This window comes from Limnohabitans sp. Bal53, from assembly GCF_003063355.1.
Lineage (GTDB): Bacteria > Pseudomonadota > Gammaproteobacteria > Burkholderiales > Burkholderiaceae_C > Limnohabitans_A.
In genome coordinates this window covers 281724-292699 of record NZ_NESH01000001.1, presented here as the reverse complement: position 1 = coordinate 292699, position 10976 = coordinate 281724, and the positions used below count along the sequence as shown (strand labels likewise).

Below are 10976 nucleotides of genomic sequence, written 5' to 3'. Positions count from 1 at the left end.
ATGACAACAATGACTGCTTCCTCTTTCTCGATCAAGGACTTCCTCAAGAGCTTCATGCTCGTGGAGTTGTTCAAGGGCATGGCCCTGACCGGACGTTATGCATTTGCCCGCAAGGTGACGGTGCAGTTCCCGGAAGAAAAAACACCGCTGTCGCCCCGCTTCCGTGGCTTGCATGCCTTGCGCCGTTATGACAATGGTGAAGAGCGTTGCATCGCCTGCAAGCTGTGCGAAGCCGTGTGCCCTGCGATGGCGATCACCATCGAGGCGGGCCAGCGTGAAGACGGTTCACGCCGAACCACGCGTTATGACATCGACCTCACCAAGTGCATCTTCTGCGGCTTTTGCGAAGAAAGCTGCCCGGTGGACTCGATCGTCGAGACGCACATTTTTGAATACCACGGCGAAAAACGCGGTGACCTGTACTTCACCAAGGACATGTTGCTGGCCGTGGGCGACCGTTACGAAAAAGAGATCGCTGCCGCCAAGGCCGCAGACGCTCCTTACCGTTGAACGCTGCGCAGTCCTGAACACTTAAAAAGACAGACCTATGGACGTCAAGACCGGTTTCTTCTACCTCTTCTCGGTGGTGCTGCTGTTTGCAGCCTTCCGAGTGGTCACCGCACGCAACCCCGTGCACGCGGTGCTGTACCTCATGCTGGCTTTCTCGCAAGCGTCGGCCGTGTGGTTCTTGCTCAATGCCGAATTCCTGGCCATCTTGCTGGTGCTGGTGTACCTGGGGGCGGTGATGGTGTTGTTCTTGTTCGTGGTGATGATGCTGGACATTGGCATCGACACCGTGCGCAAAGGCTTTTGGAAAAACTTTCCGCTGGCGGCCACCCTGGGGGCCATCGTCGCCCTGGAAATGGCTGCTGTGCTGTTGTCGGGTTTCCGCTTGTCCGAAGCGCCAGCCATGGCCACGGGCGCCGTGCCGGTGGACAACGCCAAGGCTTTGGGCATCTTGCTCTACACCGAGTACCTGATGCCGATCCAGATTGCAGCGGCCATTTTGTTGGTGGCGATGATTGCCGCAATTGCGCTGACGCTGCGCGAGCGCAAGGACAGCAAGGCGATTGACCCCTCTATCCAGGTCCGGGTGCGTGCAGCCGACCGCATGGAGGTGGTCAAGATGGCACCAACCCAGGCCGCGCCTGCCCCTGTGGCGCCAAGCGATGCAGTCGCTGAGGAGGTGAAAAAATGATGACACTGACCCTGGGACACTTTTTGTCGCTCGGCGCGATGCTGTTTGCATTGTCCGTGATCGGCATTTTTCTCAACCGCAAGAACTTGATCGTTTTGCTCATGGCCATTGAGCTGATGCTTTTGGCCGTGAACATGAACTTTGTGGCCTTCTCACACTACTTGGGTGACATGCACGGCCAAGTGTTCGTCTTCTTCATCCTCACGGTGGCTGCGGCCGAATCGGCCATTGGCCTGGCCATTTTGGTGCTGTTGTTCCGCAACCAGCGCAACATCAACGTGGACGAACTCAATTCGCTCAAGGGTTAACAAGAATATGAGTCAAACCCTCAACGCCAGCACACTGCTGGCCATCCCCCTGGCCCCGCTCGTGGGCTCTTTGCTGGCCGGTATCTGGGGCACCCAATTCGGTGGCAACTGGATTGGTCGGCGCCTGTCGCACACCTTCACCATTTTGGGTGTGCTTGTGGCCTTCATTCTGTCGGCCATGACGCTCAGCAAGGTGATCGGTGGCGCGAGTTTCAACGAAAGCATCTACACCTGGATGGTGGTGGGTGGCCTGAAGATGGAAATCGGCTTCATGGTCGACAGCCTGACGGCCATGATGATGTGTGTCGTCACCTTTGTGTCGCTCATGGTGCACATCTACACCATCGGCTATATGGAAGAGGACGAAGGCTACAACCGCTTCTTCGCCTACATCTCGCTGTTCACCTTCTCCATGTTGATGCTGGTGATGAGCAACAACTTGCTGCAGCTGTTCTTTGGCTGGGAAGCCGTGGGTCTGGTGTCTTATTTGCTGATCGGCTTTTGGTACAACAAGCCGACCGCCATCTTTGCCAACATGAAGGCCTTCCTCGTCAACCGTGTGGGTGACTTTGGTTTCATCATCGGCATTGGCCTGATTGCGGCTTACACCGGCACGCTCAACTACACCGAACTGTTTGCCAAAGCCAATGAGTTGGCGGCCATCGATTTCCCTTGGTACATCTTCGGCATGGACGCGATGCTGATCACGGTGATCTGCATTTGCCTCTTTATCGGTGCCATGGGCAAATCGGCGCAGTTCCCGCTGCATGTGTGGCTGCCCGACTCCATGGAAGGCCCCACGCCCATCTCGGCCCTGATTCACGCCGCGACCATGGTGACGGCCGGTATCTTCATGGTGGCCCGCATGTCACCGCTGTTCGAGTTGTCCGATTCGGCTTTGAACTTCATGATGGTGATCGGTTCGATCACGGCGCTTTTCATGGGCTTTTTGGGCATCATCCAAAACGACATCAAGCGCGTGGTGGCTTATTCCACCTTGTCGCAGCTCGGTTACATGACGGTGGCTTTGGGTGCATCGGCTTACTCGGTGGCTGTGTTCCACCTGATGACACACGCGTTCTTCAAGGCGTTGTTGTTCTTGGGTGCTGGCTCGGTCATCATGGGCATGCACCACAACCAAGACATCCGCTACATGGGTGGATTGCGCAAGTACATGCCCATCACCTGGATCACGTCACTGCTGGGTTCACTCGCCTTGATCGGCACGCCCCTGTTCTCGGGTTTTTATTCCAAGGACAGCATCATTGAAGCCGTGCACCTGAGCACCTTGCCTGCGGCTGGCTTTGCCAACTTCGCAGTGCTGGCCGGGGTGTTTGTCACCGCCTTCTACTCGTTCCGCATGTATTTCCTGGTTTTCCATGGCCAGGAGCGTTATGACCAGAATCCAGACGCGCACCATGGCCACGATGACCACCATGGTCATGACGATCACGGCCATGACAAGCCGCACGAGTCGCCTTGGGTGGTCACGGTGCCGCTGGTCTTGCTGGCGATTCCTTCGGTGGTCATTGGTTACATGACGATCGGCCCCATGCTGTACGGTGATTTCTTCAAGGACGTCATCTTCATCGACGCCGTCAAGCACCCTGCCATGCAGCAATTGGGTGAGTTGTTCCACGGCCCAGTGGCCATGGCGATTCACGGCCTGAGCATGGCGCCGTTCTGGCTGGCTTTGGCCGGTGTGGTGACCGCTTGGTACATGTACTTGGTCAACCCCAAAGTCCCAGCCTTCTTTGCCAGAGCACTGCGTCCCTTGATCGTGGTCCTTGAGAACAAGTACTTCATGGACTGGATCAACGAGAACATCTTGGCCAAGGGTGCACGTGGCTTGGGCTTGGGTCTTTGGAAGGTGGGCGACCGCGCCATCATCGACGGCTTCTTCGTCAACGGTTCCTGGAAAGTCGTGGGTCTGGTCTCTGGCGTGGTGCGCTGGTTCCAGTCGGGTTTCCTGTACCACTACGCCCTGGTCATGATTTTGGGTGTGTTCGTGCTGATGACGTATTTCGTCTGGCTCGCTTAACGGTTTTGAGGACAAGATAAAAATGGGATTGTTAAGCCTTGCCATCTGGATGCCGATTGCGTTCGGTGTCGTCTTGCTGGCCTTCGGTCGCGACAGCCAAGCGGGCGCAGTGCGCTGGCTGGCGCTGATCGGCGCGATCGCCAGTCTGCTGGTCACACTGCCTTTGATTTCGGGCTTTCAGCTCGGTACATCCGAGATGCAGTTTGTCGAAAAAGCCATGTGGTTCGAGCGCTTCAATGTGCACTACCACTTGGGCGTGGACGGCATCTCGCTGTGGTTGGTGCCTTTAACGGCATTCATCAACGTGATCGTGGTCATTGCGGGCTGGGAAGTCATCACCCGCAAAGTCAACCAGTACATGGCCGCGTTCCTGATTTTGTCGGGTTTGATGATCGGCGTGTTCTGTGCGCTCGATGGCATCTTGTTCTATGTCTTCTTTGAAGCCACTTTGATCCCGATGTACCTGATCATCGGCATCTGGGGTGGCCCGAACAAGATTTACGCGGCCTTCAAGTTTTTCCTGTACACCTTGCTCGGCTCTTTGTTGATGCTGATCGCGTTGATCTATTTGTACGTGACTTCGGGTGGCAGCTTTGACATCTTGACCTGGCACAAGCTGCCCTTGTCGGGATCGGTGCAGACCTTGTTGTTCTTTGCCTTCTTTGCAGCTTTTGCCGTGAAGGTGCCCATGTGGCCCGTGCACACCTGGTTGCCTGACGTGCACGTTGAGGCGCCCACTGGCGGCTCGGCCGTGCTGGCGGCCATCATGCTTAAGTTGGGTGCTTATGGCTTTCTTCGCTTTTCCATGCCCATCGCCCCCGATGCGGCCCGCGAGTGGGGCATGTTGATCATCGTGCTGTCGCTGGTGGCCGTGATTTATGTGGGCTTGGTGGCGATGGTGCAGCAGGACATGAAAAAGCTGGTGGCTTATTCGTCGGTGGCGCACATGGGTTTTGTGACGCTGGGCTTTTTCATGTTCAACCCGCTGGGCGTGTCCGGCGGCATCGTGCAGATGATCGCCCACGGTTTTGTTTCTGCAGCCATGTTCCTGTGCATCGGTGTTTTGTACGACAGGGTGCACTCGCGTGAGATCGCCAGCTACGGCGGTGTGGTCAACACCATGCCCAAGTTCGCCGCCTTTGCCTTGCTGTTTGCCATGGCCAACGCCGGCTTGCCGGGCACCGCTGGTTTTGTGGGCGAGTGGATGGTCATTTTGGGCGCCGTCAAGTTCAACTTCTGGATCGGCTTGCTGGCCGCTTCGGCCCTGATCTTTGGCGCGGCCTACACCTTGTGGATGTTCAAGCGGGTGTACCTGGGCCCCGTCACCAACGACGATGTCAAGGGTCTGACTGACATCAACACGCGTGAATTCCTGATGCTGGCCTTGTTGGCCGTGGCCGTGCTCTACATGGGCATTTACCCCAAACCTTTTACCGATGTGATGGATGCTTCGGTGATGGACTTGCTCAAGCACGTGGCCATGTCCAAGCTGCCTTGAGCGGCCGGGGCCTGAACGTTTCGCCTGAATAGAACAATTGAGAGAACACAGATGATGGACAACTCCAGCTGGATGACGATGTATCCGGAGATCGTGTTGCTGGTCATGGCCTGCGTGGTGACACTGGCCGACCTCTTCGTGAAAAGCCCCAAGCGCACGGGCACCTATGTGCTGACGCTCGCAACTTTGGCGGGCGTGGCGCTGCTTCATGCTGTATACGCGGATGCTGGGCAAACGCTGTACGGCTTTGGCCGCATGGTGGTCAGTGACCCGATGGGCCACTGGCTCAAGTGCTTTGCCACCATCGCCGTGATGGTGACCTTGGTGTATTCGCGCCCCTATGCGGCCGACCGCGACATGCTGCGCGGCGGTGAGATTTTCAGCCTCAGCCTGTTCGCCTTGCTGGGCATGAGCATGATGATCTCGGGCCAGAACTTCATCGTGATCTATTTGGGCCTGGAGCTCTTGACCCTGTCGAGCTATGCGCTCGTGGCCCTGCGCCGCGACCACACACAAGCCAGTGAAGCGGCCATGAAGTACTTTGTGCTGGGCGCCATGGCCTCGGGTTTCTTGCTGTACGGCATGTCCATGATGTACGGCGCGACCGGTAGCCTGGAACTGTCGGCCGTGCTCAAAGCCATTGCTTCGGGCCAGGTGAACCACCAGGTGTTGGTGTTTGGTCTGGTCTTCATCGTGGCCGGTTTGGCCTTCAAGATCGGTGCCGTGCCTTTCCACATGTGGATTCCGGACGTCTACCAAGGCGCGCCCACAGCCGCGACCTTGATGATCGGCGGTGCCCCCAAGCTGGCCGCTTTCGCTATCCTCGTGCGCTTGCTGGTTGAAGGGCTGCTGCCTCTGGCCTTTGACTGGCAGCAAATGCTGGCTTTGCTGGCCATTGGCTCCTTGCTCATCGGTAACCTCGCGGCGATTGCCCAGACCAACCTCAAGCGCATGCTGGCTTATTCGACCATCTCGCAAATGGGTTTTGTGCTGCTGGGTTTTGTGGCGGGCGTGATCAATGGCGAGACCACACTGGCCGCCAACGCCTACAGCTCAGCCATGTTCTACATGGTGTCGTATGTGCTGACCACCTTGGCCGCGTTCGGCGTGATCATGCTGTTGGCCCGCCAGGGCTTTGAGAGCGAAGAGATCAACGACCTGGCCGGTCTGAACCAGCGCAGCCCCTTGTACGCGGGTGTGATGGCGATTTGCCTGTTCTCCATGGCCGGTATCCCGCCCATGGTGGGCTTTTACGCCAAGCTGTCGGTGCTGCAATCCTTGGTGGCATCGGGGCAGGGCTTCTATCTGGGCTTGGCGATTTTTGCGGTCATCATGTCCCTGATCGGTGCTTTCTATTACTTGCGCGTGGTCAAGGTCATGTACTTTGACGAGCCGGTCACGGCCACCACCGTGTCAGCCTCGCTCGATGTGCGCCTGGTGTTGTCCACCAACGGCCTGCTGGTTTTGTTGCTGGGCATTTTCCCCGGCGCACTCATGGCTTTGTGTGCCGATTCGATTGTGCGTATGCTCGCGGTCTGATTCTTTGAGCACCGCACCATGAGCACATCCACCCAAATCGGTTTGTTGATCTTGCTGGCCTTTGTGGCCGCCAACATGCCATTTTTTAACCAGCGCATCATGCTGCTGGGTCCTCAGCGCGCGTCCAAGCCTTTGCATTGGCGCTTGATGGAGCTGGTGGTGTTGTACTTTGTTGTGGGTGGTGTGGGCTTGGCCCTTGAGAACCATGGCGGCCAAGTCGCCCCGCAGGGCTGGGAGTTTTATGCGGTCACGGGCACCATGTTCGTCACGCTGGCCTTTCCGGGTTTTGTTTACCGCTACCTGATGCACCGCAAACACTGAGCGCAGTGCCGCACTCACACGGGTTTGCATGTCTGACGACCACCTGATCGAACACCGGGTCCAGCAAGAAGAGCTTTTGCACGGGCACTTCTTGCATGTGCTGCGTGACACCGTGCGCTTGCCCAACCACAACCTGGCCACCCGCGAATACGTGGTGCACCCCGGAGCGGTGATGGTCATCCCCATGCTCGACACACCCGTGGGGCTGCGCCTGGTGATGGAGCGCCAGTTTCGCTACCCCGTAGGGCAGGTCATGACCGAGTTTCCAGCGGGCAAACTCGACCCCGGCGAAGACCCTTGGCTGTGCGCGCAACGCGAACTTCTCGAAGAAACCGGCTACACCGCCCGCCAGTGGGCCCGTGCCGGGGTGCTGCACCCGGTCATTGCGTATTCGACCGAGGTGATCGAGATCTGGTTTGCCAAAGACCTGACTTTGGGCGAGCGTCAACTGGACACCGATGAGTTTTTGGACGTGTTCACGGCAAGCTCCGCAGAGTTGATGGCTGCTTGCCAGCAGGGCCGATTGACCGATGCCAAGACCTTGACGGGTCTGCTGTGGCTGCAAAATGTGCTGTCGGGCCAGTGGCACTTGGATTGGCAAACCCTCCCTTAAATTGAGCGCATGAAAGTTCTGGACCTGCAATGTGCCTTGGGCCACAGCTTTGAAGGCTGGTTTGGGTCCCAAGCCGATTACGACACCCAGCGTGCGCGGGGTCAGGTCACGTGTCCGGTGTGCAACGACAGCGACATCACCAAAATGCTCTCGGCGCCTCGCCTGAATCTGGGCCATGGCGCAGCCCCGGAACCTAAAACGGGGCAGGGCGCTCCATCGGCAGGCGCTGCCAATGCCGCAGGCAGCGCGCTAAAAAGCACCGCTGACGCTTCCTCCAGTGCGCCGGCCATGCCCGATGTGCCGCCCGAAGCTTTGCAGCAGTTGCAAGCGGCCATGGTGAAAATGGTGCGCCACGTCATGGCCAATACCGAAGATGTGGGACCGCAATTTGCCGAAGAGGCGCGCAAGATCCACTACGGTGAGCGCGAAGAGCGCAACATTCGGGGCCAGGCCACGCGCGAAGAAACCGAGGCCTTGCTCGACGAAGGCATCGATGTCATGGCTTTGCCTGTGCCAGAACATCTCAAGGGCACGCTGCAGTAGGCGCTGCCTGCAAGCGCCCTTACGCGGCATCAAATCACGGCCATGAAACACGCCCTGCACATTGACGACGCCGAAGTCGAGCTCTGCGCCATCCGGGCGCAAGGCCCGGGCGGGCAAAACGTCAACAAGGTCTCCAGTGCCATTCAGCTGCGTTTTGACGTGGCGGGCTCCGCTTTGCCTCATGAAGTCAAGCAGCGCTGGCTGCAATCGGGCGACAGCCGACTGAACTTAGAGGGCGTCTTCATTTTGAAAGCCCAAAAACACCGCACGCAAGAAGCCAACCGTGTGGACGCGTGGGCACGCCTGTATGAAACGCTGGACCTCTATGCCAAGCCTCCCAAGCCTCGAAAGGCCACCAAGCCGACCTATGGTTCGGTGCAAAGGCGGCTGGAGGGCAAGGCGATGCAGTCAAAGGTCAAAAGCGGTCGGCGCAAAGACGCCATGGATTAGCGCTGGTTGGCTTTCGCAGCCGATAGAACCTTTTCCATGGCATTTGGCGCATCGGCTGCCACCACCACCCGATCGGGCATGCTGCGCAGCCAGGTGATCTGACGCTTGGCCAGCTGGCGGGTCGCGAAGATGCCGCGCTCCAGGATCTCGGCCTCGCGCCAGCCCCCATCCAAACCTTCCCAAGCCTGGCGGTAACCCACGCAGCGCATGGACGGCAGATCCGGGTTCAGGTCGCCGCGTGCGCGCAGAGTTTGGACTTCGTCCATGAAGCCTGCGGCCATCATTTGCTCGAAGCGCAAGGCAATGCGTTGGTGCAGCCAGGCGCGGTCTTGAGGCTCGAGGCTGATGATGGGGATGTGCCAGTCGGGGGCCTGGGCTTTGGCGCTTTGGTGAAAAGAGGTGAGGGTCTGGCCGGTAGCGGTCCAGACTTCAAGGGCCCGGCCAATGCGCTGGCTGTCGCCAGGGGCCAATCGGGCGGCTGTTTGTGGATCCACTTGGGCCAGTTGCGCGTGCAGGGCGGGCCAGCCCAGTTGCTCGGCTTGTTGATGGATGCGTGCGCGAATTTCGGGGTTGGCCGTGGGGATGTCGTTGAGGCCTTCGAGCAGCGCTTTGATGTAAAGCATGGTGCCGCCGACCAGCAGCGGGGTTTTGCCGCGGGCCCGGATGTCCTGTATCAGCCGGGAGGCTTCTTTGGCGAATTGGGCGGCGCTGTAGCTGTGCAGGGGGTCCAGCGTGTCGATGAGGTGGTGCGGCACGGCAGCCAGTTCTTCGCGGCTGGGTTTTGCCGTGCCAATGTCCATGCCTCGGTAAACCAGGGCCGAGTCGACGCTGATGATCTCAGCGCCGCCTTGAGGCTCTAGGCTTTGCGCCAGCGCCAGGGCTGCAGCGGTTTTGCCGCTGGCCGTGGGGCCGACCAGGGCGATGGCATCGACCGGGCGGTCTGGCTGGGTGCTGGGTTGGGTGGCAAGTGGGGTGTGCATGGCGTGTGACTCAGGCGCGAGCGGGCAGGGGGGCTGAGCGTCCGTGGCGCTGCACCAGGGTCCAGGCCACGAGGGCAATGAACACGCTCCACAGCAGAAGGCCGTGGGCCAACGCAAAAACAGGCTCGTGCATTTGTGTGCCCAGCCAGCTGCCCATGAAAAAGGCCCCCAGCATCATCAAAAAGCCGTTGAGTGCCGATGCCGTGCCAGCCCGCTCGGGGAACGGTGCGACGGCCCCGCTTTGGCCGCAGGACTGGTGCACGCCGTGGCCCAGCATGAAGAGGTAGATGGGGCCCATGACGCTGGCTGCGCCATACCAGTCTTGGCCTTGGCCTGCATAAGCCAGCGCGGCCATGCTGACGCCGCCCGCGAGGGTGAGGCCGGCCGCCACGGCGACGGCCCGGTGCACACTGGTGCGGCGCAGCATCCAGCGGCACCAGAAGGTGCCCACGATGTAGGACAGCGACATGCTGAGCATGAAAAAACCGTAGGCGGTTTTGCTGTAACCCATGCTGCGGGTGAACACAAAGGCCGAACAGGCCAGGAAGGTGAACAGGCCCATGTAGGAGCCGGTGGACAGGGCGTTCCAGGCGCGGAAAGTGGGGTGTTGCAAGATTTGCCAGTTGGCCTTCAAGAGGCTGCTCAGGTGCAGGGCGCGCGGATTGGGTCGGGCCAGGGTTTCTTCAAAACGCCACAGCACCAGGCCGAAGGTGGCCGCGCCAAAAACAGCCAGCACCAGCAGGGCCACGCGCCAGCCCAAAGTGTCGGTGAGGATGCCGCCAATGGGCGCGCAGGCGCAGGCGATGATGCCCAGACCCGTGAGCGCTTGTGACATGACGGTGGCCCCTTGGGCCGGGGCAAAGAGGTCGCGTACCACGGCGCGTGCAGCCATGACCCCCGCGCCCATGGCCACGCCTTGCAGGGCGCGGCCCGCCACGAGCCAGGCCATATTGGGTGCAAAGGCGCAGGCGATCGAGGCCAGTACATAAGCGCCCATGCCCCACAGCAGGATGGGTTTGCGGCCAAAGCGGTCCGACAGCGGCCCCCAAACCAGTTGCGACAGGCCAAAGGCGAGCAGCAAGGCCGTGAGGGTGAGTTGTGCCTGTCCCATGCCCGCCCCAAAGCCTTCGGTGATGGCGGGCAGGGCAGGCAGATACAGGTCGGTGGTGACGGGTTGCAGTCCGAGCAGCAGGGCCAGGAGCAGGACGATCAGTTTTTGCGGCATGCTGTTATTTCGCTTTAATCCGAGCATGCGTCGGGGGGCATTGCCCGGCCGCCCTCATACTCGCTTCGCTCGCCAAATCGGGCGGTCCGCACACCGGCCTCGCCCAGCGCTGGGTGGTTATTCAAAGCCGCCAGTGTTTTGGAGCGCATCACCACATAGGCAGAGCCAGGGGAGCCTGCCGCGCGGAGCTCGCGATTTGGCGAGCGAAGCGAGTATGAGCGAGACCGCGCGGCGGGCTCACATGGCTCGGATTCAGGCCA

The 10976-nt window shown here is 59.6% G+C and carries 12 protein-coding genes; 10 read left to right on the top strand and 2 right to left on the bottom strand.

The features are described 5' to 3' along the window. Genes nuoI through arfB form a run of 10 tightly spaced genes read left to right on the top strand, consistent with a single transcriptional unit; the run spans position 1 to position 8511 of the window. Entirely contained in the window at positions 1-510 is a 510-nt protein-coding gene (nuoI, locus tag B9Z50_RS01370) for an NADH-quinone oxidoreductase subunit NuoI (RefSeq protein WP_062407863.1), read from the top strand. A 37-nt stretch (positions 511-547) separates the two neighbouring features. Beyond that, positions 548-1198 carry an NADH-quinone oxidoreductase subunit J gene (locus B9Z50_RS01365; protein WP_108361910.1) on the top strand — a complete coding sequence of 217 codons (651 nt, stop codon included), beginning with the start codon at positions 548-550 and terminating at the stop codon, positions 1196-1198. Continuing rightward, positions 1198-1506 carry an NADH-quinone oxidoreductase subunit NuoK gene (gene nuoK / locus B9Z50_RS01360; protein ID WP_108362484.1) on the top strand — a complete coding sequence of 103 codons (309 nt, stop codon included), beginning with the start codon at positions 1198-1200 and terminating at the stop codon, positions 1504-1506. Before B9Z50_RS01365 ends, nuoK begins: the two co-directional genes overlap by 1 nt. Before the next feature lie 7 nt (positions 1507-1513). Continuing rightward, positions 1514-3547, top strand: a complete 2034-nt coding sequence (nuoL, locus tag B9Z50_RS01355; RefSeq protein ID WP_108361909.1) for an NADH-quinone oxidoreductase subunit L — start codon at positions 1514-1516, stop codon at positions 3545-3547. A 22-nt stretch (positions 3548-3569) separates the two neighbouring features. Next, positions 3570-5045 carry an NADH-quinone oxidoreductase subunit M gene (locus B9Z50_RS01350; RefSeq protein WP_108361908.1) on the top strand — a complete coding sequence of 492 codons (1476 nt, stop codon included), beginning with the start codon at positions 3570-3572 and terminating at the stop codon, positions 5043-5045. A 51-nt stretch (positions 5046-5096) separates the two neighbouring features. After that, the gene (gene nuoN, locus B9Z50_RS01345; RefSeq protein ID WP_108361907.1) at positions 5097-6584 is read left to right on the top strand and encodes an NADH-quinone oxidoreductase subunit NuoN; all 1488 of its coding nucleotides are present in this window, start codon (positions 5097-5099) and stop codon (positions 6582-6584) included. 18 nt (positions 6585-6602) lie between these two features. Next, positions 6603-6905 (top strand): DUF2818 family protein, encoded by a 303-nt coding sequence (locus B9Z50_RS01340; RefSeq protein ID WP_108361906.1) that lies wholly within the window; start codon positions 6603-6605, stop codon positions 6903-6905. A 28-nt stretch (positions 6906-6933) separates the two neighbouring features. Continuing rightward, positions 6934-7518 (top strand): NUDIX domain-containing protein, encoded by a 585-nt coding sequence (locus B9Z50_RS01335; RefSeq protein ID WP_108361905.1) that lies wholly within the window; start codon positions 6934-6936, stop codon positions 7516-7518. Positions 7519-7527: 9 nt separating this feature from the next. After that, positions 7528-8061, top strand: coding sequence for a DUF1178 family protein (locus B9Z50_RS01330; protein WP_108361904.1), 534 nt, complete (start codon positions 7528-7530; stop codon positions 8059-8061). Positions 8062-8103: 42 nt separating this feature from the next. Next, positions 8104-8511, top strand: a complete 408-nt coding sequence (gene arfB / locus B9Z50_RS01325; RefSeq protein ID WP_108361903.1) for an alternative ribosome rescue aminoacyl-tRNA hydrolase ArfB — start codon at positions 8104-8106, stop codon at positions 8509-8511. Here the strand turns inward: arfB and miaA are convergent. Together miaA and B9Z50_RS01315 are read right to left on the bottom strand one after the other, a co-directional pair. Further along, the gene (gene miaA, locus B9Z50_RS01320) at positions 8508-9491 is read right to left on the bottom strand and encodes a tRNA (adenosine(37)-N6)-dimethylallyltransferase MiaA (protein WP_108361902.1); all 984 of its coding nucleotides are present in this window, start codon (positions 9489-9491) and stop codon (positions 8508-8510) included. The two genes, arfB and miaA, sit on opposite strands and share 4 nt — an antisense overlap. A gap of 10 nt (positions 9492-9501) precedes the next feature. Then, positions 9502-10716 carry a Bcr/CflA family efflux MFS transporter gene (locus B9Z50_RS01315; protein ID WP_108361901.1) on the bottom strand — a complete coding sequence of 405 codons (1215 nt, stop codon included), beginning with the start codon at positions 10714-10716 and terminating at the stop codon, positions 9502-9504. Between the last annotated feature and the right edge of the window lie 260 nt (positions 10717-10976).

Excerpts from the sequence above, each read along its gene's own strand:
- nuoI (WP_062407863.1), top strand. The coding sequence starts at position 1 with ATGACAACAATGACTGCTTCCTCTTTCTCGATCAAGGACTTCCTCAAG.
- B9Z50_RS01365 (WP_108361910.1), top strand. The coding sequence starts at position 548 with ATGGACGTCAAGACCGGTTTCTTCTACCTCTTCTCGGTGGTGCTGCTG.
- nuoK (WP_108362484.1), top strand. The coding sequence starts at position 1,198 with ATGACACTGACCCTGGGACACTTTTTGTCGCTCGGCGCGATGCTGTTT.
- nuoL (WP_108361909.1), top strand. The coding sequence starts at position 1,514 with ATGAGTCAAACCCTCAACGCCAGCACACTGCTGGCCATCCCCCTGGCC.
- B9Z50_RS01350 (WP_108361908.1), top strand. The coding sequence starts at position 3,570 with ATGGGATTGTTAAGCCTTGCCATCTGGATGCCGATTGCGTTCGGTGTC.
- nuoN (WP_108361907.1), top strand. The coding sequence starts at position 5,097 with ATGATGGACAACTCCAGCTGGATGACGATGTATCCGGAGATCGTGTTG.
- B9Z50_RS01340 (WP_108361906.1), top strand. The coding sequence starts at position 6,603 with ATGAGCACATCCACCCAAATCGGTTTGTTGATCTTGCTGGCCTTTGTG.
- B9Z50_RS01335 (WP_108361905.1), top strand. The coding sequence starts at position 6,934 with ATGTCTGACGACCACCTGATCGAACACCGGGTCCAGCAAGAAGAGCTT.
- B9Z50_RS01330 (WP_108361904.1), top strand. The coding sequence starts at position 7,528 with ATGAAAGTTCTGGACCTGCAATGTGCCTTGGGCCACAGCTTTGAAGGC.
- arfB (WP_108361903.1), top strand. The coding sequence starts at position 8,104 with ATGAAACACGCCCTGCACATTGACGACGCCGAAGTCGAGCTCTGCGCC.
- miaA (WP_108361902.1), bottom strand. The coding sequence starts at position 9,491 with ATGCACACCCCACTTGCCACCCAACCCAGCACCCAGCCAGACCGCCCG.
- B9Z50_RS01315 (WP_108361901.1), bottom strand. The coding sequence starts at position 10,716 with ATGCCGCAAAAACTGATCGTCCTGCTCCTGGCCCTGCTGCTCGGACTG.